Annotated in this window: 26 protein-coding genes and 3 pseudogenes; 10 read left to right on the top strand and 19 right to left on the bottom strand. The window is 61.8% G+C overall.

The genetic code is table 11. The features are described from left to right. From tnpC to ACSFBF_RS34510, 5 genes are all read right to left on the bottom strand, one after another. Nucleotides 1-1606: IS66 family transposase (gene tnpC, locus ACSFBF_RS34530; RefSeq protein WP_435474815.1), on the bottom strand; the 1606-nt coding region annotated here is incomplete at its 3' end. A 95-nt stretch (nucleotides 1607-1701) separates the two neighbouring features. Continuing rightward, nucleotides 1702-2043 carry an IS66 family insertion sequence element accessory protein TnpB gene (gene tnpB / locus ACSFBF_RS34525; RefSeq protein WP_435462586.1) on the bottom strand — a complete coding sequence of 114 codons (342 nt, stop codon included), beginning with the start codon at nucleotides 2041-2043 and terminating at the stop codon, nucleotides 1702-1704. Then, the gene (gene tnpA, locus ACSFBF_RS34520) at nucleotides 2040-2441 is read right to left on the bottom strand and encodes an IS66-like element accessory protein TnpA (RefSeq protein ID WP_435462587.1); all 402 of its coding nucleotides are present in this window, start codon (nucleotides 2439-2441) and stop codon (nucleotides 2040-2042) included. Before tnpA ends, tnpB begins: the two co-directional genes overlap by 4 nt. A gap of 95 nt (nucleotides 2442-2536) precedes the next feature. Next, nucleotides 2537-3688: an ATP-binding protein gene (locus ACSFBF_RS34515; RefSeq protein ID WP_435462588.1), complete on the bottom strand. Its 1152-nt coding sequence runs from the start codon at nucleotides 3686-3688 to the stop codon at nucleotides 2537-2539. A gap of 213 nt (nucleotides 3689-3901) precedes the next feature. Next, complete coding sequence (locus ACSFBF_RS34510) at nucleotides 3902-4201, bottom strand: hypothetical protein (RefSeq protein WP_435474812.1); 300 nt, start codon at nucleotides 4199-4201, stop codon at nucleotides 3902-3904. Nucleotides 4202-4209: 8 nt separating this feature from the next. Between ACSFBF_RS34510 and ACSFBF_RS34505 the strand changes: the two are divergent. Then, nucleotides 4210-4722, top strand: a pseudogene (locus ACSFBF_RS34505) (IS110 family RNA-guided transposase); the annotation flags it as partial. A 276-nt stretch (nucleotides 4723-4998) separates the two neighbouring features. Next, the gene (locus ACSFBF_RS34500) at nucleotides 4999-5790 is read left to right on the top strand and encodes a winged helix-turn-helix domain-containing protein (RefSeq protein ID WP_435462590.1); all 792 of its coding nucleotides are present in this window, start codon (nucleotides 4999-5001) and stop codon (nucleotides 5788-5790) included. A gap of 76 nt (nucleotides 5791-5866) precedes the next feature. Here ACSFBF_RS34500 and ACSFBF_RS34495 read toward each other — a convergent pair whose 3' ends face one another. After that, nucleotides 5867-6916, bottom strand: coding sequence for a hypothetical protein (locus tag ACSFBF_RS34495; RefSeq protein WP_435462591.1), 1050 nt, complete (start codon nucleotides 6914-6916; stop codon nucleotides 5867-5869). 146 nt (nucleotides 6917-7062) lie between these two features. Here ACSFBF_RS34495 and ACSFBF_RS34490 point away from each other — a divergent pair, with 146 nt between their 5' ends. The 3 genes and pseudogenes from ACSFBF_RS34490 (at nucleotide 7063) to ACSFBF_RS34480 (ending at nucleotide 8220) form a co-directional block, all read left to right on the top strand. Beyond that, the gene (locus ACSFBF_RS34490) at nucleotides 7063-7488 is read left to right on the top strand and encodes a MerR family transcriptional regulator (RefSeq protein ID WP_435462592.1); all 426 of its coding nucleotides are present in this window, start codon (nucleotides 7063-7065) and stop codon (nucleotides 7486-7488) included. An 18-nt stretch (nucleotides 7489-7506) separates the two neighbouring features. Next, nucleotides 7507-7975: pseudogene (locus tag ACSFBF_RS34485) on the top strand (transposase); the annotation flags it as partial. Next, nucleotides 7972-8220: a hypothetical protein gene (locus ACSFBF_RS34480; protein WP_435462593.1), complete on the top strand. Its 249-nt coding sequence runs from the start codon at nucleotides 7972-7974 to the stop codon at nucleotides 8218-8220. The pseudogene ACSFBF_RS34485 and the gene ACSFBF_RS34480, both read left to right, overlap by 4 nt. Here the strand turns inward: ACSFBF_RS34480 and ACSFBF_RS34475 are convergent. From ACSFBF_RS34475 to ACSFBF_RS34460, 4 genes and pseudogenes are all read right to left on the bottom strand, one after another. Continuing rightward, a pseudogene (locus ACSFBF_RS34475) lies at nucleotides 8205-8976 on the bottom strand (SDR family oxidoreductase). The gene ACSFBF_RS34480 and the pseudogene ACSFBF_RS34475 sit on opposite strands and share 16 nt — an antisense overlap. An 86-nt stretch (nucleotides 8977-9062) precedes the next feature. Then, nucleotides 9063-9536, bottom strand: a complete 474-nt coding sequence (locus ACSFBF_RS34470) for a hypothetical protein (RefSeq protein WP_435474809.1) — start codon at nucleotides 9534-9536, stop codon at nucleotides 9063-9065. Between the two features lie 674 nt (nucleotides 9537-10210). Beyond that, complete coding sequence (locus ACSFBF_RS34465) at nucleotides 10211-10582, bottom strand: hypothetical protein (protein WP_435462595.1); 372 nt, start codon at nucleotides 10580-10582, stop codon at nucleotides 10211-10213. A 125-nt stretch (nucleotides 10583-10707) separates the two neighbouring features. Next, complete coding sequence (locus tag ACSFBF_RS34460) at nucleotides 10708-10947, bottom strand: hypothetical protein (protein ID WP_435462596.1); 240 nt, start codon at nucleotides 10945-10947, stop codon at nucleotides 10708-10710. 178 nt (nucleotides 10948-11125) lie between these two features. On the opposite strand from ACSFBF_RS34460, the gene ACSFBF_RS34455 reads away from it, so the two are divergent. Both ACSFBF_RS34455 and ACSFBF_RS34450 read left to right on the top strand, forming a co-directional pair. Next, complete coding sequence (locus tag ACSFBF_RS34455) at nucleotides 11126-11446, top strand: type II toxin-antitoxin system RelE/ParE family toxin (RefSeq protein WP_435462597.1); 321 nt, start codon at nucleotides 11126-11128, stop codon at nucleotides 11444-11446. After that, nucleotides 11418-11711 carry an addiction module antidote protein gene (locus tag ACSFBF_RS34450; RefSeq protein WP_435462598.1) on the top strand — a complete coding sequence of 98 codons (294 nt, stop codon included), beginning with the start codon at nucleotides 11418-11420 and terminating at the stop codon, nucleotides 11709-11711. The genes ACSFBF_RS34455 and ACSFBF_RS34450 overlap by 29 nt, the downstream gene beginning before the upstream one ends. 885 nt (nucleotides 11712-12596) lie before the next feature. On the opposite strand, the gene ACSFBF_RS34445 is transcribed toward ACSFBF_RS34450, so the two are convergent. After that, the gene (locus ACSFBF_RS34445; RefSeq protein ID WP_435462599.1) at nucleotides 12597-14021 is read right to left on the bottom strand and encodes a glycoside hydrolase family 28 protein; all 1425 of its coding nucleotides are present in this window, start codon (nucleotides 14019-14021) and stop codon (nucleotides 12597-12599) included. Nucleotides 14022-14100: 79 nt separating this feature from the next. Here ACSFBF_RS34445 and ACSFBF_RS34440 point away from each other — a divergent pair, with 79 nt between their 5' ends. Further along, entirely contained in the window at nucleotides 14101-14367 is a 267-nt protein-coding gene (locus ACSFBF_RS34440) for a hypothetical protein (protein WP_435462600.1), read from the top strand. Between the two features lie 165 nt (nucleotides 14368-14532). Here ACSFBF_RS34440 and ACSFBF_RS34435 read toward each other — a convergent pair whose 3' ends face one another. Further along, nucleotides 14533-14688, bottom strand: a complete 156-nt coding sequence (locus ACSFBF_RS34435) for a hypothetical protein (RefSeq protein WP_435462601.1) — start codon at nucleotides 14686-14688, stop codon at nucleotides 14533-14535. Nucleotides 14689-15212: 524 nt separating this feature from the next. Here ACSFBF_RS34435 and ACSFBF_RS34430 point away from each other — a divergent pair. Together ACSFBF_RS34430 and ACSFBF_RS34425 are read left to right on the top strand one after the other, a co-directional pair. Then, nucleotides 15213-16259 carry a LysR family transcriptional regulator gene (locus ACSFBF_RS34430; protein ID WP_435474805.1) on the top strand — a complete coding sequence of 349 codons (1047 nt, stop codon included), beginning with the start codon at nucleotides 15213-15215 and terminating at the stop codon, nucleotides 16257-16259. Nucleotides 16260-16360: 101 nt separating this feature from the next. Beyond that, nucleotides 16361-17104, top strand: a complete 744-nt coding sequence (locus tag ACSFBF_RS34425; RefSeq protein WP_435462603.1) for a response regulator — start codon at nucleotides 16361-16363, stop codon at nucleotides 17102-17104. 131 nt (nucleotides 17105-17235) lie between these two features. On the opposite strand, the gene ACSFBF_RS34420 is transcribed toward ACSFBF_RS34425, so the two are convergent. The 7 genes from ACSFBF_RS34420 to ACSFBF_RS34390 are packed head-to-tail and all read right to left on the bottom strand — an operon-like array spanning nucleotide 17236 to nucleotide 21682. Further along, nucleotides 17236-17901 carry a DUF2621 family protein gene (locus ACSFBF_RS34420; RefSeq protein WP_435462604.1) on the bottom strand — a complete coding sequence of 222 codons (666 nt, stop codon included), beginning with the start codon at nucleotides 17899-17901 and terminating at the stop codon, nucleotides 17236-17238. Beyond that, nucleotides 17898-18332, bottom strand: coding sequence for a roadblock/LC7 domain-containing protein (locus ACSFBF_RS34415; RefSeq protein ID WP_435462605.1), 435 nt, complete (start codon nucleotides 18330-18332; stop codon nucleotides 17898-17900). Before ACSFBF_RS34415 ends, ACSFBF_RS34420 begins: the two co-directional genes overlap by 4 nt. Next, nucleotides 18329-18877, bottom strand: a complete 549-nt coding sequence (locus ACSFBF_RS34410; protein WP_435462606.1) for a hypothetical protein — start codon at nucleotides 18875-18877, stop codon at nucleotides 18329-18331. The genes ACSFBF_RS34415 and ACSFBF_RS34410 overlap by 4 nt, the downstream gene beginning before the upstream one ends. After that, on the bottom strand, nucleotides 18874-19281 hold the full coding sequence (locus ACSFBF_RS34405; RefSeq protein WP_435474802.1) for a roadblock/LC7 domain-containing protein: 408 nt from the start codon (nucleotides 19279-19281) through the stop codon (nucleotides 18874-18876). Before ACSFBF_RS34405 ends, ACSFBF_RS34410 begins: the two co-directional genes overlap by 4 nt. 18 nt (nucleotides 19282-19299) lie before the next feature. Beyond that, on the bottom strand, nucleotides 19300-19704 hold the full coding sequence (locus ACSFBF_RS34400; RefSeq protein ID WP_435462608.1) for a hypothetical protein: 405 nt from the start codon (nucleotides 19702-19704) through the stop codon (nucleotides 19300-19302). A 23-nt stretch (nucleotides 19705-19727) separates the two neighbouring features. Continuing rightward, entirely contained in the window at nucleotides 19728-21116 is a 1389-nt protein-coding gene (locus ACSFBF_RS34395) for an ATP-binding cassette domain-containing protein (protein WP_435462609.1), read from the bottom strand. Next, entirely contained in the window at nucleotides 21113-21682 is a 570-nt protein-coding gene (locus ACSFBF_RS34390; protein WP_435462610.1) for a GTP-binding protein, read from the bottom strand. Before ACSFBF_RS34390 ends, ACSFBF_RS34395 begins: the two co-directional genes overlap by 4 nt. Between the last annotated feature and the right edge of the window lie 2 nt (nucleotides 21683-21684).

The raw sequence follows: 21684 nt of genomic DNA, 5'->3' as shown, positions 1-21684 counted from the left end.
CGTTCCTGCAGGCACTGTGATTATGCAAAGCCATCATGGGCGCAAGCTCTTCCCTGTCCCTCGGCCTGATTGCAGTATCGACATCCCGACTTCGCATAAAAGCGCACTTCGCATTACAGCGCCCCATTGCCCAAGGCTTGATCTGCCGCTCCAGGTGGTTGTTGTCGATCGCAACTGCACCGTCCTCCAGGTAGTGCGTCAGCGCGGTCCAGTGGCCGAGCGTGTAGTCGATGGCGCCCGCCGCGGTGCCGCCGCCCGCGACCAGCCGTCGTTCGAGTTCGAGCCATTGTTTGAGCTTGGCCCACAGCGGCTTGGCGAGTTGCTGCCGCTGCGACTTGCGCTCGCCGTCGCTCATGCCCTTGAGTTCGGCCTTGACCGCATAGATCCGCGCATAGCGACGGATCGCCTCGTCGCCGATCGGGCTCGTGCCGGCGCGCGCCAGTTCCTCGAACTTGCGGCGTGCATGCGCGACGCAAGCCGCGCCGATGCGGTCAGCATGGATGCGCGGGTCGAGCACGCTGTCGTAGCCTCCGTAGCGGTCGGTCAGCAGCGTTCCGGACCAGCGCGCTCGGCCCCGTCGCACGTCGCCCGCGAGGAAGGCCTTCGGGTACTGCGCGCCACGGCCCAGGCAGAACTCATAGACCACGCCGGGCATGGCGTCGTGCCAGCTCCTCGCGTAGGCCCAGACGTAGGCCTTGCGCGTCTTGCCGGCACCGGGATCGAGCAGCGCCACCGGCGTCTCGTCGGCATGCAGGACCCGGCACGCGAGGACGAAGGCCTTGTGCATCTCGTAGAGCGGCTCCAGCGCCGCGCCAGCCTGGCCGGCCCAAGCCGCCAGCGTGGAACGTGGCGTGTGGACACCGCTGCGGGCGTTGATCGCCTCTTGCCGGTAGTACGGCAGGTGGTCGACGCAACGGCTGATGAGCGTGTGCGCGATGAGGCCGCTAGCGGCCATGCCACCCTCGATCAGTTCCGGGATGGACGGCGCCTGCTTGAGGATCTGGCAGCAGCGGCAGGCCCACTTGCCGTAGATGTAGCGATGCACGAAGAACTCGGCCGGCACGATGTCCAGCCGCTCGCTCATGTCCTCGCCGATGCGCGTCATCGGGCGACCGCAGCCGAACTCGGGACAGTCGGTGCTCTCGGGCTCATGACGGTGTTCGACGCGACGCAGGTGCTCGGGCAGTTGCTGACGGCGTGGTCGCCGCGGCGCGGCCTTCGGCTTGACGTCGACAGTGGTCGCGGCGGCTTCGCTTCGCAGCTGTTCCAGCTGCGCACGCAGGCTCGCCTCGTCCTCGGCGATCGTCTCCTCGAACAGGCGTCGCTGGTCGGCGTTCATCGCCTCGGAGCTGGCGCCGAACTTCCAGCGCTTCAGGCGAGCCAACTCGAAGGTGATCTTCTCGATCTTGGCATCGCGCCAGGCGATGTCGCGGTCCTTGCGCTGCAGGAGATCCCTGGCTTGGCCCAGCTCGATGTCGCGATCAACAAGAGCCTGGTCACGCAAGGCGAGTTGCTGTTCAGCATGCTGCCAACGGGCGACCCAGGCCGCCGCTTCGGGCGGGAGTGCCTGCAGGTTGAGCGGGGGAAGATCGTGCGTGCCGAGCATCACGGCATGGTGCCAGGACCCCGCATGCAGCGCATCGGAGCAAGCACGAATTGCATCGACGCTGGCGCTGTCGAGTGCCAGCGTCGATGTTGCTGTCAGGCCCGCGTGATGGTGCTCAATTCTGGCAGTCGTTCCCACGGCAGGCCGAGGACCAGCGCATCGAACTGCGCGTTGGTGAGCGACAAGGATATGGGCGATGTCGTGGTGGCCGCCACCCACGCGAAGCGGCCCGCGTTGAGCCGGCGTGCCGCGCACCAGACGCCGAAGCCGTCGTGCACGAGGAGCTTGATGCGGGTGCCGCGGGCGTTGGCGAACAGGTAGCCGTGGTGAGCGTGCGCTGCACCGAAGACTTGCACGACGTGCGCCAACAGGCGGTCGGCGCCGGCGCGCATGTCGATGGGGTCGGCGGCCAGCCACATCGCGTCGATGCGGATCATCGAAGCAGCTCGCGCATCCAGGCCGCGCAGTCGCTGGCGGCACCTGCCGGCCAGGTCACCGTGACCGTCGTGGGCCCACGCCGCAGCTCGATGCGAATGTCTGGGGCCTGAGCAGGTGGCGCCGGTGTCGGCAAGCTGACCGGCACGAAGACGGTCTTGGGCTCTTGCGCCTTGGCTGCATCCACGACGTCTGCGCGCACGACCTCGCTTCTTGGCTTCATCTCGGCCTCGTGCACCCATCGCCGCAGAAGGTTGGCGTTGATGCCGTGAGCCATTGCCACTGCGGCCATCGACATGCCAGGCTGCGCGCAGGCCGCCACCGCACCGGCCTTGAACTCGTCACTGTGCATGCGACGCCGCCGGCCACTGCCGGCTTGTTGATCGGGGATAGTGTTCACGTGTCCACCAAGAGTTGAAGTGGACTCGAGGCTCCTATGCTCCGAACCGGCTTTCAAGATGGTCGGACTGGACGCTCACGCCCAAGATTCTGGAATCAATGACCGTCAAGCAATCCGTGACGACGCAGTAGCTCTGCAGTTGTACTTTCCTCGAGGGAATACACGCCCCGCTTCTCCCTCCATACGAGCGACTTCTCCTGAAGCGCAACGAGCGCCTGCTGTACGTTCGAGACCTCCGGCGTCACGGTCTCGTCGGGCGCAATCGCCTTGAGTACCGCGCGGTAACTCTGCATGGTGCTGGCTTCGAACGGTGCGTAATTCTCCCCCTCCGAGGCGAGAACGCGCAGCACCGCCGACTGCAGCGGCGTCAGCGCGTGAATGACCCTCAGAGTCTGAACGTCGGCTTCCTCGATCTGCTCGTCGACTGCCTTCGCGAAGGCAGGACCGACATTCGCCGGATGGAGGCCGAAATCGAAGCGCAAGGTATCAGCGGCGGCCCCTATGATCTCGGGCCGGAAGCTCGCGCGCTCGAAGAGTTTCATCACTTCCGTTGGATCCAGTGAGCCCGGTAGAGCCACGCCGTGGCAGAACCACTCGACGTAGTCCAACCCCAGCACCGGGAAGCTGACTAGCGGTGCCCCGAAGAACGCCTGGTCTTTACTGTTGCGCAGCATCGCGAGCTTGTCGCGATTCGAGCCGGTGGCCACGATCCGCAGGCCATGATGTGCGCTGCTGTTGAGTTCGTCACGCGCGGCCTTGAGTGCGAACAGCGCGTCGTATCCGGCTTCAGTGGTGATCGCGTGCTGAGCTTCGTCAATAAGCAAGACGATCGGTTTTTTCGTCTCGTCCGACAGTGCCGCCAGCGCCCCGCTCAGAGAGACTTCCTTACCCAGACCCACACGATCGAGCGAGAAGGCAACGCCGCCCACCGTGACTTTTTCGAGGCCCGCAGACTTCGCCAGGCGGGCCACAATGCCGTCGTGCTTGGAGAGCTCCGCACGCACTGCGGCGACGATCACCGTGCCTGGGTCGGCCTGTTTGTTGGCCCACAGGTCAACGTACATCACGATCGCGCCGGCATTTTGTAGTGCCGGCCGCAGATCTTCACGCACAAAAGTCGACTTGCCCGTCCGCCTTGGGGCAGCCAGAAACAGCCCAGAAGCCGATGCGGATCCCACGGCAGAGGCCATGATGGCTTTGACCATCTGCTCGGCAAGCTGAGTACGATGAAAAACGGGGTTTGGCATGAAGGGACCTCCAGCCACATGAGGCCGCACCAAGATAGCCCCGAAAGGGGCGAATACATCGAATTACAGTTGATTATAGAGAATTATAGGAACTTGAAAACCGCCCCAGCGCTGCCGCCCCCCGACGATGCTCAATATGCCGTGTCCCGGCTGCCGGCCAACCTGCCAGCTCCAACAACGCTCCTCTGAAACGCAACGGGTACGCCCCCGCGATCAGCGCGCAAAGAGGGACAGTGGAAAGGACATGGCCGAATCGGCTCGATCCTCGGCCGCTGCGACAACGGCACGCAGGCTTTCACCACCCGCCTTCATGGCGCAATCGGCCACAAGAAACAAGTTCGAGCCATCACGCCCGTCAGTGCATTCAATGACGGCCTCCAGTTGGGCCAGTCGATCCGGGCGCGCATCTGCCCAACCTTCAACAGCAACGACTCGCACCGTCTGAACGGCCTTCATGAAATCCCACGCCTGTATCACCAGCACCACCGCAAATGCGGCGATAACGTAGGACACATGCTTGGCTGCCAGCGATGCTCGTGGACAGTCTGGATGAGCAGATCAGGCGAGTCCGGCAGCTGCAGGCTGACATCGGCCTCATCGAGCGACGGCTCTCGCAGCAGATGCGAGAAATACCGGCATGCAAGGCCGTCGCCGAAATCCCCGGCATTGGTCTTCTTACGGCGACGGCCGTGGTCGCCAGCATGGGCACGCCGTCGGCATTCAAGGATGCTCGGGAGTTTGCCGCATGGGTCGGCTTGGTTCCGCGCCAAACTGGCACGGGTGGACGGGTCAGGCAGCTCGGCATCAGCAAACGTGGCGATGCCTACCTGCGAACGCTGCTGATGCACGGTGCTCGAGCCGTCGTAATCAGATCAAAGGACAGCTCGACATGGCCATGGGTGACAGCACTGTTGCAGCGGCGGCCCTATAGCGTGGCTGTTGCCGCGGTAGCGAACAAGCTGGCGCGAACGATCTGGGCTGTACTGGCACGCGGACAAGCCTGGCGCCCTGAAGCGTGGCAGCCCGCGCACTGACAAGGATTGATAGACGACCGCTTTGAAGGAGAGCAAGCGACCACACGCGTGAAGGGACAGACAGGTTGGACCGGGACGGGGACACTCCGATAGGGATTAAGAGCGAAGAGCTCGATCTGCAGATGGGAACCTCGTCAGCGAAAACCATCAGGGCCAGCAGGCATATCCGCCTGCACAACAGGCCGGATATAAGACTGCAGCCCTGCCTCCTGATTCTTCACACACACGAGTTCTTGCAATCCGGGAGGCGCCCATATAAGACCATCCCTAGTTTCGATGCAGAATCAGAATGATCTCTCTTCATCGTTTGTCGGCTTCGTGGAGACCTTGATGCGGCCAGCAGCACCGCTGCATGAGCTCAATGCCTCTCGCATTGCCGTGCTCGACCCCGACTTGTGCACCAGGAAACGCATGCGCCGAGCGATCCGGCGGCTGGGCTATGTGCCAGTGGCTTTCACCTGCGTCAAGGACTTGCTGCAGGAATGCCTCGCACCAGAGCCGCGCTTCGAAGCGTTGGTGCTGGCCTGCCTGGACAATCTCGACTGGGGGGAGTTTCTCATCGCCCAATTGCGAGAGTTTCTGGGAATCGACATTCCCATGATTGTGAGCACTTCCAGGAGCCATGCCCGAGAACTGTCGATCCTGCATGGAGGCGTGGCCGATGCCGTCATCGTGACTCCCGGATCGCTCAGCGGAACGTACCAGTTGATGGCGTCATGCCTTCAAGACCAACAGATGCCTGTGGCCGCGCCGCTTGTCGAATGGGGTGCCTACCGTTTCGACCTGCGCTTGAACACGGCGGAAGTGGCCGGCGACGAAGTCAAGCTGAAGCCCATCGAGTTTGACCTGGCCGTGGAGTTCTTTCGAAACATGGGCCGTCCTCTGACTCGCGATTGGTTGCGCTCGGTGGTCTGGGAACAGGGCCGCCAGTCGAACTCGAGATCGCTGGACATGAACCTGTCGGGCCTGCGGCAGAAGCTTCGGCTGCGCGCTGACCTGCATGGCCTGGAACTGCAGTCGATCCGGACACGGGGCTATCAGTTGAGTGTGGCGTCGCAAGCTCTCTAGAAGTCGGTCTGCGAGGCGCAGCCGCTGCGCCAAAGGTGTGGTCGCGTTGGCTGCGACGTCCGCACATGCAGAGGTATCAGGTCACGTCTTCGCTATTGTCATTCGCCGAAGTGACGCGGTCGTCTTCCTCTTCCATCAACAACACGCCCTGCTCGGGGCGATGCGTGTCTACGGACCGAATAAAAGCGACGATGTTCTGTGCGCAGGTCTTGACGCGGCCACACAATGCGCCTGACTGCACCGCGAACTGGAAAGCGGTCTGGGTGACGATCAACTGATCGCGAAATAGTGCCAGATCCGTGCGAGCATCATCAGGGCCCCATCTCAACGGAGCAATGTCCAGGCGAACCTCGCCGAGTTCTCTGTCAATGCACAACCGTTGCAGACGCATGATCTCGACGCAGAGTTCTTCGTCCACTTGGACCTGTGCGAACGACGGGGCGAATCGATGTTTCGGCTCGGTCTTGATGATGACTGTTGTCGAAGAGGCAACTTCCGCTTTTCGGGCTCGCTCAAAAAGAACCTTGGCGGCCAGCCAGGAGCGCTTGTCAAACTGGCCGTCCGGCAAGAAGGACTTGGGCATCTTCTCCTCCTCAATACCGCAGTTGAACTGCATGGCATCGGCCGGATTCCTAACCCACCGAGGCATACCGGGCATTGATTCCTTGCCCAGGAACAGCGAATCGCCCAGGCGCCCAGTGACGCAGTAAATATCAAAGATCCTGCCGCTTCGCGTCCAGTGAAATCCTCGATTCAACTGAAGCGCGATGATGGATTCGGCATAGTCGACTGCCTCGACACAGGTGGCGAAATCGGCGATCCGCTCGGCGACGCCAGATCTGTTTCGCAAGAGCACCAAATACATCGGGACGGTGCGCACGCCTGCCGAATTGGGAATTTCCAGCCATTCGCCATTGTCTGCGCCGGAAGAAGCAAAGGAAGTCAGAGGAAAGGCCTCGATCTCGATACCAATGTACTGGGCGGCGTCGATGTCTGCGAAGCACAGCGCGGGCAGCGCAACGGCTGGCGCCTTTGGCCTGCATGGCAGGTACCGATCATCGTCCTCGTCCTCGTGCGACGTCGGGCGATGGCGGGCGAGCGCCGAAATCGACACCGCTTCCTCCATGGCCTCATCCCTGGAACGTACGGGGGCGCTTGTGGACGGCATTGGCCGGGGAACAGCCACGAGGTAGTTGATCACGATGATTTAGGTTTCAAACTGTTTCCACTGAAGTAAGATTAGTTCCGTACCGAAGTACGGAGTCAAGCCAAATGAATCACCACGTTGACAGCCTAAGCATTGGTGCATTTGCCGAGGTCTCGGGTGTCGGGGTGGAGACGGTCAGGTTCTATCAGCGCAAGGGCCTGCTGCCGGAGCCGCAACGCCTCCAGGGTCGTATCCGGCGCTACGGAGAAAACGACCTTGGGCGCATGCGTTTCATCAGGTACGCCCAGCGCCTTGGCTTCAGCCTCGACGAAATCGCGGGCCTGCTCAGGCTGGACGACAAGACGGATTGCGCCCAAGCGCGTGAGTTGGCCGAACGCAAGCTTGTGGACGTGCGCGCCGAGTTGGCTGAATTGCGCCAGCTTGAGTCGATCCTGGAGCACTTGGTGCAAGCCTGCCACTCGAGTGCCAACGAAAAGTCCTGTGCATTGATCGCCGAATTGCACGCGTGCCAATGTGTGCAGCGCTGTTGAGCAACTGACGAGGCACGCATCCTTGCTTACCAAGGCCATGTGCTGATGGAGCACAGATCGGGCTTGGTGGTGGGCGCGGTGGTCACGCACGCCGATGACTACGGCGAGCGTGCTGCGGCGCTGGATACGCTACCGGGCAAGCACCCAAGAACAATTGCCGCGGACAAGGCCTACGACACACGCGACTTCGTGCAGGCGTGCCGCGAGCGGCGCGTCACGCCGCATGTGGCCAGCTATGCGACGCGCTGGGGCGGCAGCGCAATCGATGCGAGGACGACCCGACATCCCGGTTACGCAGTGAGCCAGACGAAGCGAAAGCGCATCGAAGATGCATTTCGGCTGGGGCAAGACGGTGGGGCGCATCCGGCAGACGGTCTACCGCGGGCTCCAGCGCGTGGACCAGCAGTTCAAGTTGACGATGACTGCGAGCAACATCGTGCGGATGGCTCGAATCTTCCGTTCGATGCCGCAGACGGTGGCGCAATGAAGCACCGCACCAGCGCGAAAAGCGCAACGGCATCGTGTGCCGTGCGCAATGACGCGATCACGAAACCGCCAAACAGCTCCGGGGACCTCGCGACGAGCACCTTAATCGGCATCGAGGGCCGAAATTCAACAGCACTGCTAATGCTTGCTTGTTTGTATTCGCAAAATGCCTTCGTCTTGCCGCTCATCTTGACGGCAACGCCGGTCAATCGGTCGGATCAGCGCGTGAATCAGCGTGTGGTGTAGCCGCCGTTGGCAAAAATCGTCTGCCAGGTGATCCACCAGCCTTCGGTGACAAGGAAGCGCACGATGGGCGATGTCCTCGATGTCGGTCAGGCCCTTCTTCGAGAACTTGCTGAGCGCGGCGGCGCTGCTGTGGTACTCGACGGCCTCCTTGCTCTCCTGCCCGTAGAAGAACGGCGTGTCCATGGGGCCGGGGCCGATGGCGTTGACCGAGATGCCGCGCTCGCCGAACTCCTTCGACGCGGCGCGCGTGTAGTGCTCCACCGCCGCCTTCGAGCCCGGATAGATCGCATAAAACGGCGTGTAGGCCGCCAGCAGCGAGCTCACCAGCGTGACGATGCTGCCGCCATCGGCCATCGTGCGGCCAGCCTGTTGGATGAAGAAGAAAGCGGCCTTGGCGTTGGCGTCGAAGCTCTTGTCGTAGTCGGCCTCGGTGACGTCGAGGATCGGCTTCTTGATGACCACGCCGGCGGTGTTGATGGCGATGTCGACTTGCCCGAAATGCTTCACGGCCTGGTCGAACAGCTTCACGCTGTTGTCGACCACCGAGAGATCACCCTGCACCAGCAGCGTGTCGGCGCCCTTGGCCTTGAGCGCGGCGGCTGTTTTCTCGGCGTCGGCGCGCAAGGCGTCGCTGTTGTAGTGAATGGCGACGCCGCGGGCGCCGCCGTCGACCATCTGGTGGCCGATGAGGGCGCCGAGGTTCTTGCCACCTCCGGCGATGACGACGACCTTGTTCTTGAGAGTGCGTGCGGACATGAATGAACTCCTTGGTAGAGCGACGTGATGCGTGACGGAAACTCTTGACCTATCGATAGGCAGCAGCACCACCTTCCAGGAAGCGGTCAGGTGACGCGAGTAGATTTTGAGTTCCACGGCCAGATCTCCTGAACTCCATACGACAGGGGTCGTAGAGAAAACTCCCTTTCGCCCTCAGCAAATCGTTGCTGCCTGGTATCGAGAGCGGGTTCGCCGAGTCGAGGCAGAGCCGATAGAAACGTCGAGACCACCAGTGCGGCGGCGCGGTCCAGTTCGAGGACGTGCGAAACGCTGAGCTTTCGCGATGGTGAAGAACTCCCTGCCTCCTGTACACGACGAATCGAAATCAGGATCTCGGCCGCGAGTTCCCTGTCACTGCGCGGTCTACCATTGGGCATGACCCAGTCATTCACGCTTTCGCCTGGCAGCCACCGAAAGGTGGCAACAACGGGGAGGTACTTGTAGTTCTCATTCCTCGTCAGGATGGGAATCTCCATCGTGCAGATGAGTCCACTGGCACTGTATGTGTTCTGCCCACTGGTCATTCCCGGTTCTTTCATGTGTGAAAGCCTTCCACGCGAGTATCTGGACGCACTTGGACTTGCGCTCGTGCATTTTTCTTGCACACATGCTCGATTCGTGAATTACTTCTCGAAGTGCAAATCAACGGTTGCGGGGATTACGACGTTACGAAACATGAAGGTCATAGGTACATGGCGCAAGGCAACATTCAAAGTAGCGCGATTCGGTTAATTACTCCTTGATGAAGAGGACGTGAATCATGCGCATTCTCATCGTGAGCATGCTCAATCAGGTATGGGCTACGCCAAATAGTGGGTAGGCGAGTGTGCGAAAGAGATGCAGACTTCCCCGTTGCTCGCAGCGTGTTTCAGTGAAGGTAAGAAAAATGGAGTTCATGTCCTTGCTCATAACAGGCGTTGCTTTCACCGCAGTATCTGTAGAGTGGTTCCTTTGGAGCCTACCCCCTACGCTCCGTACAGGGCTCAATGATCAGATGACGGCGCAAATCGCGGCGTCTGCGACGCTGGTCTTGAATGCAGCCCGACAGTCAGGCGGGCGCGATAGATGGCAAGGGCCCGCCGTTCGATGCCCGGAAGCGAGCCAGTGTGAGGAGGGTTAACGGCGTACGTTGAGTACGCCGCAGTTCGATCTTCGCGGCGCAATAGCGCCTCGGCAGATTCGTACCGATCGACGTTGCCTGCGCTTGCACTAATCAGTCGCGATCCTCGTAATAACGCCTGTACTGCTCGCGCTCCCATTGCCGGCGACGCCATTCACGGCGCTCTGCGCGGCGCTCTTCCCAACGCTCCGCGCGACGTTCTTCCCAGCGGGATCCAGGCTCGTAGTAGACGGGTGCCGGGACGGAGTATGCCGGCTGCGCGGGTTGGTAGTAGGTCGGGGCCGGGCGCGAGTAAACAGGCGCGGGCTCGTAGTAGACCGGTGCGGGCTCGCTCACGACCAGGCCGGGGACGCCGACGCCAATGGACCAGCTCGTGCCCGCATTGGCCGATGCGGCGATGAACAAGGCACCGGCAGCGACGAAGCCTGCGGCAACCAGCTTGAGAGCAGCTCGGGGAAAAGTCATTTCATCTCCTGAAGGGCGAGAAATAGCCCTGATGCGTGTCCAACGGCCGGCCATGTGCCACCGCGTACATCGTTACTGTGAAGAACGTTCCCAAACGTCACGCCACGAACTTTCAGGGCGAAGTGTCACTGGCGCGCGTCAGGTGCGCCGGTCAATGCCCGCACCCCGATACGCATCTCAGATTCGCCGATGGTGAACAGCGGCGAGTGGTTCGTCGGGCCGGCGCGGTCCGGATAAGGCGAGGCGTTGAGGATCCAGAAGACCACCGGCACGCCCGTGGTGCCGAACGCGCCGAAATCCTCCGACCCCATCGACGGCAGGATTTCCGCGACCTTGTCCTTGCCCGCCGCGGCCTCCAGCCCCATCGACGAGGGTCAGGGTGGGTGATCGTCCTTTCCGTAAATTGGTACGCTTTGCTCATCGCACCAGCTCGCTTGATCGAGCCAGCGAGCGTGTCGAGGCGCGGTGAAATGCCGCCTCTCTCCAGTCGGACCACTTGGAGTGGCGGTTGCATGGCTGTATCCTTCCGGCTACAATACCTCCATGTTCACGGTCATCGAAACCGATGAGTTCTCCGAGTGGCTTGCGGGTCTGAAGGATGGCATGACGCGCATCCGACTGGCCCGTCGGCTCGACAAAGCACGCCGAGGGAACCTCGGCGACGTAGAGCCCGTCGATGAAGGTGTTTCCGAGATGCGTGAGTTCTTTGGCCCCGGCTGGCGCATGTATTTCATTGAGCAGGATGGGGCCATCATCGTCATGCTGGGTGGTGGCGGCAAGTCGACCCAGCAGCGCGACATTGAACGAGCCAAAAAGATGGCTCTGGAGTTGCGAAATGAGCAAGATCAAGACCCGTCCATTTGACATCGCCAACTACCTCGCCAGCGAGGCAGACATGGTGGAGTACCTGCGCCAGGTGGTGGATGACAACGACCCGGCCGAGCTTGCTGGAGCGCTGGGCGCCATTGCGCGCGCGCGAGGCATGGCCCAACTCGCCAAGGACACGGGTCTCTCCCGCGAGAGCTTGTATAAGAGCCTCTCGGGAGAAAGGGCACCCAGCAGCGATACCCTGTTCAAGGTCATCAACGCGCTGGGCTTCAAGCTGACGGTGGAGCCGGCACATACCTGATAGCTGGCCGGTACACTTTGCACCGGCCGGTCAGCCTCCTCCTCCCTCCTCCCTTTGACCGGTCTTCGGCGCCACGCACTTTGTGCGTGGCGTTTCTTTTCAGTCAGGACTGATCCCAGGGTCAGAGATCTGCGGAATTCAACAAGCATTGGAGAAAATGCCCTCAAGATCCTTGCCTGTGGATGTTCGAGCAGCCAGCGAAACGTGCCTCCGGCCGAATCGACAATATCCGGCAACCGTGCAATGCGATCAGACAGAGGCACACAACTTCAACCGCCAGCCTCACCAACCCACCGTCGCAGCCACGAGGCGAGCGCTGCAGAGGAACGAGCAAAAATGTCTCGTTAATTTGGTTGCTTCCTTGGCTTGCTTTTTTCCTGTTGTTTCACTTTAGACGCGATCAAAACCAAAAGAAAGTGCGCTGAATTTCTACAAAATAAAAGGTACTCTTTTCGAGATGCGAGTGGAGTGAACCTCTGCGGCTGACCATCGGGTTCGTCCGAATTAAGCCACCTGCCGAGCGAGTTTGGATTCGAATTCGTCGGGTGGACGATAGCCGAGCGCGGAGTGCAGGCGCTTGGCGTTGGGGCCAGCGTCGTATCGATGTTTCGGAAACTGCTACTTCAACTGAGCTCTCAAGAGTGCATCACGCAGATGCATGGTGAAAACCCTCCAACGCATGATTCATCACGAATTGGTGTCACTCGGCGGAAGTCAGCGCGTAAATCGCCTGCAGCACGGGCTTGTCGACTCCGGACCGTTGTGGATGTTCGCCTGCGATCAACTCCACGCCCGTCGCCCCACCGAAATCCAACAGGGCGTACTCATGGCGTCTGCTGCCTGCACTTTGAAAAAATGCGATTGCAACACAACACCGACCGCCAATCAGATCGGCGAACTCGCGAGCACCGAGCTCAGTGGAACGAAGGCCGAGCTGCAATCGATGGCCGTCGAGTTCCCGGGCGGGCCGGTGACCGTGACGTCTTTCGCCGCCGACTCGGTGATGGCCGATGCAAAGCTCACCGCGCCCGGCCCGAAGCTGAAATGCGTGGCCGCGGGCTGGGGGCCGCCGCTATGCCCGGCCTCGAAGGTCGGCTGGGTGCCGTCGAACACCACGTTGTCCAGCGAGATGGTCAGCGGGTTCTTCTGTCCATTGAGCTCGTACCCGACGAAGGTGAGCAGGCCGCCGCCGTACTTGTTGCTGCCCAGGTTGTGCAAGTCGCTGATCGAGATGTTGGCGAAAGACGGATAGAGACTGCCGGTCGAGCCGCTGTAAAACGGATCGAACACCAGCGGCCGGCGCACGTTGCGCATGCAGACCTGGCTGTAGCTCACGTTGTCGACCGAACCGCCGCGCGACGAGTCCGACTTGATGCGCAAGCCGCCTCCGTTGACGCTGTCGAAGCCGTCGATGGACAGGTCGTTGACCGCAAGCTGGCTCAGGCCCGCATCGGTTTCGCTGCCGATCGACATGCCGTGACCATAGTAGAAGTGGTTGTGCACAAAGGTCAGCTGCCTCGAAGCCGGACCGCTGTGCGACTTCACTGCCACGTGGTCGTCTCCGACGCTGATGTAGGAGTGGGCCAGCAGCACCTGGCTCGACTGGCCCGGATCGAAGCCATCGGTGTTCTTCACCGTGTCGGGCGTGAAGCAGGTGGCCGGCGTTACCGCGTCCGGCGTCGTTCCCGCAGGGCAGGCATAGCCGGCTCTTGTGTAGACCAGGCTCGGCGACAGGATCTTGATGCCCCATGCGGTCACGCCCTTCACGCCGCTGGTCACGATGTGGAAGTTCGGCGAGTTCTGCACCGTGATGCGGTAGAGCGTGAAGGCGCTGCCTTTCTTCACCTGGATCATTCGCGGGTTCTGCTGGTTCAGGCCGGAGGTCTTGTTCTGGTAGGCCACGTCCCACCAGGTGCGCAGGCCCGCGTTCGGGCCGCTGGTGAGCAGGCTGCCGCCGCGGCCATCGATCGTGCCGTCACCCACGATGCCGCTGTTGGTCGCGCTGTTCACGCTGATGAGCGGATCGCAGGCATTGGCGTCCGACGAGGTCGCAGTGCCGCAGGTGCCGGGGCCGTTGTCGTAGTCCGCCGGGTTGCGTGAACCGAAGAGCGTCACGCCGCTGTCGATCCACAGCGTCACGCCGGCCTTCAGTTGCAGCGGGCCGCTGAGAAAACCCGCTTCGCCGGAGCTGCCTTGCACCAGCTTCACGGCCTGGCCCGTGGGGCAGGCGTCTATGGCGCCCTGGATGCGCTGGGCATCGGGCTGCGAGGTCGAGGCATTGCCGTCGGCAGCGTCGAGCGAATCATTCACCGGACTCAGCCGGGCTGCGAGTGTGGCGCACACTGCGGCCGAGCTTGGCAATGCAGGCTCGCTGACGGTGCCCCATTGGGTGCCGACACTCGCGGCAGCCGATGAGGACGATGAGGACGACGATGCACTGTTCGATGCCGATGCGGCAGACGCCGACATTGTCGCGGAACCCGCATCCGCCGACGCAGAGGAGCCAGAGGAAGCCAAGGCGGAGGAAGCCAGGGCCGCCGGCGATGAGCCGCTACCACCACCTCCTCCTCCGCAAGCGGCGACACATGAAACCAGCGCAATGCCGGTCAGCCAGCGTGCGTTGGCGATGAAGTTGGGGCCTTGCGCAAATGGTTGAATGGAAACTGTTGGGTCGCTCATGGAGGGGAGTTGAACTTGGCGGAGGCCGCCAATTCTTTGCATTCGAGGCATCTATGACTAGAAGCAGAAATGAGGTGCTGTCTTTCATGGATGATCGAATGCGGCGCGGCCTCGCGCTTCCCCATTCATCTTCAGCGCACGCCTACTTCTCGTCGCGCAGCCAGTACCACTTGTAGAGCATGTGCCGGAACGGCGCGAACGCGCGCGACTCAACCATGCCCAGCACATTGGGGAAGGGAAACTGCGAGAGATAGATGGGCAGCTCAAAAACCTCCCTGCCCGAGTCCTTGCCAGCCACGCGTTCGGCCGCCGGCAGCAACCGCTGCTTATCGGACTCTCGCTGCTACGGTTTAACGATCATCATGGACTGTGACGACCTTCGCGCTGCTGAAGATCGGCATCGGCAAGGGGTGGGCTGCTGCCGGTCTACGACACGATCACCATGGTGGTGTGGAGGCGCTGCGTCTCGCGTACGCACCGATTGCCTCGGTGGGGCGCCTCTTCGCACACTGATCATGAAGCGATGAAGACGGTTGTGTGATCGTCTTGCCAAACTTTTGCGATGATTTTAATTGATTGATTTGAACAACCAGTTGATGCAACTTCATAATCAAAAGGTAGTGCAAACGCCATCTTGCAGAAGTTGGAATCAACAATTCCAGTCATTGCGAGGCATCTCGTTTGGCGGCAAACGATCTTAATGGGTTACTCGGGTATTTCCATGAATTTGGATTCAAATTCATGGAAATCGGTGACCGGCAAGGACCGAAGCACGTCCGACACACGATAGGACAGCACACCTCCCTCCGATGAAAGACCCCTGTGCTCGATCTCAATGATGTCGCGATGTTCGTGGAGGTTGTGTGCTGTGGCAGTTTCGCCAAGGCGGCCCGACGCCTACGCGTGCCACCAGCGACCGTCAGCCGGCGCATCCAACAACTCGAAACACGCCTCGGTGTCCGGCTGATGCAGCGCTCCACCCGAAACTTGACATTGACGGACGCGGGCCAGGATTTTCATGAGCAGTGTGGCCCGGCAGTCCAGGAGCTGATGAGGGCCGGTCGGCGGCAGAGGATGGACAACCGAGAACTGAAGGGCTTGGTGCGGGTGGCAGCGCCAGTTAATTTTTTCAAGCTCTTCCAGATGGAATGGGCCAATGCATTCCTCGACGAGCATCCACTGGTGAGGCTCGAGTTCGTGCTCAGCGACCTCCTGGCCGACCTGATCGCCGAGCGCATCGACATCGCTTTCCGCGGTGGTCCTTTGTCGGACTCAAGCTACGTTGTACGGAAGATCTTCACCAGCTATGGAGAGTTGCTTGCCAGCCCGGCCTATCTCGCGGCGCACGGGGCCCCCACGACCCTGCAGGAACTGACGAAGCACGAGTGCGTGATTTCGCCGCCGGACTCCGGCAACTGCTCCACCTGGCGCCTGCAGGGCCCCGATGACACAGAGGTTGATGTCAAAGTGAGCGGGCGTTTCATCAGCGATTCCCTGGATGCGCAGCGACTGGCTGCCTGCGCCGGACTCGGAATCGCTGCACTGCCCTCGGTCTTGACCGTTGCCGACGTGGAGTCGGGCAAGCTCGTCCCTGTTCTGCCGCAGTACAAGCGGGCCGGTTGCGGTCTGAATGTTCTTTACACGAGTCGCCAACAGCTTCCGCAGGCGGTGTCGGCGTTCGCCGACATGGCGGTGGAGAAGCTCAGCTTGCTGGAGTGGGGCCCTAGCACCGGGATCCGGACAGGTCAGCCAGGTCAGCCAGGTCAGCCAGGTCAGCCAGGTCAGCCAGGTCAGATTCTCCGACCATCTGCTGAGACTCAAGACGCGCTTATGCGAGTCAGAGCCGAGCTGTCCTTCGTCTCTGCGTAAGAGCAAGACGAGTTTGAAAAGAGCGAAGACGCGCGGGCAGCCGCGTTGAATAAGTCGGCGAGGCCTTGCCCAACATCGCTCATGCGCGAAGGTTTGTTTCTATGATGACAGCCCATGGTGGCGACGCGATCGCGATCGTCGATGACGATTCGCACGTGAGAGAACTGCTCGGCAGTTATCTTTCGCAGGAAGGCTTTGAAGTATTCGAGGCCGATGACGGTGCATCACTTTCCGCGATTCTGCATCGCCGCGCCATTGCCCTCATCGTGCTTGGCCTGCAGTTGCCAGACGAGAACAGCCTCTCGATCTGTCTGCAACTGCGTGCCGCGGGCGTACGAACACCGATCATCATCCTGAGTGCAAAGGTTCAAGATGCTGACCGAATCGCGGGCTTGACGATGGGGGCCGACGACTATGTCTGCAAACCATTCAATCCACGGGAACTGCGTGCCCGCATCCAGGCCATCCTGCGCAGAAGTCCTCCAAGGGAGGAGCCGGGTGGGCCTTCGATCGGAGACGAATCAGTCCGATTCGGGCCGTTCGAATTCAGCATGAGCACGCGCACGCTTCGGAAAGACGGCCGGCTTCTGAGCATCACGACTGCTCAGTTCGCGATATTCAAAGTACTGGCCCGCCATGCAGGACAGCCGCTGTCACGGGAAAAACTCGCTCAGGTGGCACGTGGCCGCGATCACGGCGCCTTCGAACGAGGTCTGGATGTGCAGGTCTCACGCATTCGAAAGCTCCTGGAGGACGGACCGTTTTCGTACATCCAGACAGTTTGGGGTGTGGGCTATATGTTCGAGCCCAGCGGCAGGGGCGATGCAGTTCGCCACCGCCAATGAACGACTCAGGTCAGCCCCTGCTTACGCTACCGGCACTGCCTGTCGCAGCGCTATACCCATGACCCATGCAGCGAGCGCCTAGACAACAGCGGCCGATCCTGGGTACTTTGTGGGAGGCCGATTGACTGGTGTCAGTCGGCTTCCCAGTCGCCCCGGTAGCGATCAACGTCGATGCCGGCATCCATGAGTGGCTTGCGATTGCGCTCCCGCGTGACTTTCGGGCTCGCCAGGATGAAACCCCGGATCACCTCCTCACGCATCACCATACGGCTACCTGCCGCGAGCTCTTCCACCACCCGTACGACTTTGCGCCGAGCAATGCCGCGAAAGAGAGCCGGCACACTCTTGAGCAACTGCTTGAGCAGCACCTCGGCATCGTCGTCCCATGCAAGTACTTTGGGCAGCTCCGGCGCAGCGTCGTATTCGTCTTCGGTCAACGTGCGCCATACGGTCAACAGATGGCCGTCAGCGTCGCGCACGGTCGCGGTGAGCGTCATTTCGGCCGTTCTGGTCACGTCTTCGGCCAGTGTGCAGCCGCCTCGCGACAGCAGCGCATCGAGTGCGGCCTCCACGTTGGCCGTCAACAGTCGAAGACTGGCATGCTGTTCGATGTGCTCGGACTCCACGAGCAGCAGCCCGATGGTTCCGCCTGCGTCCAGCTCGCACCATCCCGTGCCTTGGTCTCGTTCCTCGAAACCCAGTACATCGCGATAGAGGGCCTTCGAGCGAGCAAGGCTGTGCACGGGTAGCCGGATGTGGCTCACGCCAAAGACGACAGGCGGTTGTTGATTCATCATGCGTTGTCGTGCTCGATGGAGCGTTCGGTCAGCGGAGTGAGCACAGGGACGAGGCGGCTTGAAGCAAGGGCGCCCGCGTGGCGCAACGCCGCGGCAGGCATCTGGCCGGCTGCAAAAAGCGCAATCACATAAGGCAGCGAGGCGATACGCGCGATGTAGCACGGACCGGAACTGGTCCAGATCATCACCTCGCACGCACCGCCGACTTGCAGCATCCCCAGATGCGTATTGAGCCAATTGAGCAGGAAAGCAGCTGTTGCGCAGGCCACGTCGGGCAGTTCGCTGCCCGATGCGCACAAGGCCAAGCCTTCGTCGGTGGCAATGGCGGCGGCTTGCAGGTCGTGACACATCTCATGCAGGCGACGCAGCTCGGCCTGCAAATGCGCGTCCAGCGACGTGCTTTCGTGAAGATCAGAAACGAAGGAGCTCATGCGTATTCATGGCCCGATCGCCTACAGGCAAGACGGCGTATGAGCCTCACCAACGACGGGCACTTTTCCATCGGCGTTCCCTGCAGCGCGAAACCGTAGGTCGCCCTCAGTGCGCCGTCGCCGACGTGCAGTTGCACCGCATCCTGCCGCGGCGCGGAGAGCGGATCATCGGCCAGCGATGCGTCCCCTCCCGCCTGCGCAATGACGAAACCATCGTGATCGAGCAACGCAGCCAGCGTGGCACCGTCGTCGATCAGCGATTCCAGGTCAAGCTGGAGAGAAGCCCAGTGTCGTTCTTCAGGTGCAGGTGGCACCAAGCTGACGGCGATCCAGCCCACGCGGTGAAGGCCGAACAGCGCCCGAGCTGTGTGTGCCTGCTCATGCGGCAACAGCTGTGCGAGTTCTTCGCCACTCCACGCACGATGGGGCTCCCGCAGCAGCAAGGCGCGCAGCAACCGGCCCCGTAGGTCGGCTGCGGGGCCAACCGTGCTTATGAGCGCTCCTTGGGGCGTGAGGTCGATGAAGCGTTGCACGCCGGCTGTCATGGAGGGGCTTCACCGTCGAAGATCTTGGCCAGCGAATTCGCGGTGGTTTTGGCGTCCAGGATCAGGCGACCCAGCGGGCACTGAGGCTTGGCCGAAACGGACAGCACGCCGTGCAAGCCAGCATGCGTGACCAGCATCGGCCCGTCCCGGCCCTCGATGATCAGTTGCAGGAGCTCTCCGCGGGCGGCTTCACGTGCTGCCCGCGAGGCCAAAGCGATGAGCGCGGCACACATCGCGCCGAAGCGGTCGGGATCCATGTCCGGACCGAGTGCGGATGCCACCCCCCTGCCATCGCTCGTCACGAAGGCGCAGCCTTCGATGGCCCCATGCGTGCTTTTCAAGGTACGCAGGACCGACCGCGCCCGGCTGGCCTGCGTTGGCGCTACGGCGATGTGGGTGGCCACGGTTTCGCTCGCGACGCTTTACAGGCCGGCTTCGATTTCCGGCATCGCCATGCGTGCCTTCGCGAGCACCATGCCAAGGTTGGCACCCTTGCGGCACACGAAGACCGCGACCTGCTGCTGCCTCTTGCCGCGCAAGAACACATGGATCAGGTTGTTGCTGTTGACGATGACTTCCTGGAAGTAGTGCTGACCGTCCTCCGACACGCCGCGGGCTGTCCGAAAGAGCTTTTCGATGGCAACCACGTTGGGGCCCTGGAAGAGGTCGGCTGTTGCGGCGGCAAGCAACTCGATCACCTCTTGCGGATGCGAGTCCACCGTTTTTACGCCCAGCAGCATGCCGGATGCGAGATCGATGAATCCGGTGGCCACACATTCAGGGACGCTGGTAACTGCCTTCTGCAGCATGTTGTCAAGTTGGGACATTTCGAATTGCCTTTCGTGGATAGTTATCGAGGAGTTGTTGTCACGGACCTGGATAAAGTCACATCGCTGCGGCCCGCAGTTGTCGAAAGACTCGGCATGGCGGAGTTCATGCGCGCGACGGCCAGTGCGAACACATGGAGGAAGTCGACCTGGGCGGCGGATTGCACCCAGCCCAGGTGAAAGCGGCGGATCTGCTGCAAGGCAAGCTCGCCGGTGGTGCGCCCGCGCTGCAGCCAGATCCAATAGGCGCAAAGCGTGGTGCCCGTCCGCCCGAGTCCTGCGTGGCAGTGCACGGCCATCACCTCACCGCTGGCCAGCGAAGCTTCTATGCGTTGGCACAGCGCGATCGCCTGCGGAATATCCGGCGGCTGCATGTCCACCATCGGATCGTTCTCCACCGCCATGCCGTGGGCCTGGGCCAGTTCGGCGGGGAACGGCCGGTTGGTGACTGAGAACAACTGCGTGACACCGGCCGCCTGGAGCAGTTCGAGGTCGTATGCCGCAGGCCGCAGGAGGCCGGGCCATGGCGTGCCTGCGAGCCGTCCGGGAATCAGCCACGCGAATCCGTTGGGACCGGGCGAGCGAGGAGGAAGAGGATGATGGGGAGGAGGCGACGGCTTTGGCGCCGTGCTGGCAAGCTCCGGCGCCAGCTCTTTCTCAAGCTGATGCCGCGGCTCTTCCGGGCACGACCCCGTGCGTAAGAACAGTCGCCCCGACTCGCTGGCCGGGGCGGTGAAGAAGGCTTGTGCGCCACTGTGCTCCTGCACGCATCGGCTGGCGAGCAATACGACCGCGTCGGCGATGGCCCGGCTTTGGCCGAGGTTGTGCATCGCCACAAGAAGCGAACTTTGCTGCCGGAGCCGGCGCATCAGTGCGAGGATCGGCTCGGCCTGTTCGTCGGAAAGACCCGCAGTCGGCTCATCCAACAGCAGCAAGGGGGAAGTCACCATTGCGCGGCGCAACACCGACACCAGGCGCTGGTCCGACAGAGGCAGGCTGATGACCGGTACGTGCAGGTGCTGTACAAGCCGCTCCAGACCCAACGAGGCCAGCCATTGAGTGACATGGGCATGCTGCTGCGCGGCAGTCAAATTGGCGCGCTCGGGCCAGTCGTGAACAAGATTTTCAAGCACGGCGGACAGCAGCAGCTTGGCCTTCTGCATCACCAGCGGCGGATTTCGATCCGGCAGCACGTAGTCGACGCGGCCTTCGACTCGGATGGAGGGGTGGCCGGCGTTCTCGCCAGCCACTGTCCGCAGCAGCGCCGACTTGCCGGTGCCACTGGGGCCGAGCAGTACGGTGACCCCCTTCTCAGGCAGATCCAGATCGACCTGGCTCAGCACCTGACGGTCGTCGTAGGAAATGCAAAGACCGCGCAGCGACAGTACGCAGCCTGGAGCGGGAAGCCTCATGCGGCGCAGGGCTTGAGTGGCAACCGCTGCGAGACTTCCAGCATCGCCGCCAGCGTCACGAGCACATCCGAGCGGCTGCGCGCGTCCATGGACAGTACGGGAGGCGTGCACATCATGCAACCGCAGCGGTCCTTCACTGTCTTCAGAAAGCCGTCATAAATGTCCAGCGGTCGTTGCGGCGCGCGGTCGGTATGCGTGAGGCCGATCGCCATAGGCAGCCGCTGCCGTGGCACGCGCATCAGTGTGGAGTGATAGCGGCGGAGGTCGGCCACCGGATCTGCCGCGGAATGATCGAGCACCAAGAGCACGGCGTCGCTCTGCTCCAGCAGGATCTCCCACATGAAATCGAACCGGTCCTGCCCGGGCGCGCCATAGAGGACGATGCGGTCGGCGTCGCTCAACTGCAGGATCCCCATGTCCATGGCCACGGTGGTTGTCCCCTTGAGGTCGGAAACCTCGTCGGAGGCCCGCACATCGGTGTCTACCGCATCGATGTCACTGATCGTCCGCACCGCGGTGGTCTTGCCAGCGCCCACCGGACCGAGAAAGAGAATGCGACTCTCCATGC

This window comes from Variovorax nivicola, from assembly GCF_051216475.1.
GTDB lineage: Bacteria > Pseudomonadota > Gammaproteobacteria > Burkholderiales > Burkholderiaceae_C > Variovorax.
The sequence above is the reverse complement of the archived record's forward strand: the minus strand, read 5'-3'. Positions and strand labels throughout refer to the sequence as shown.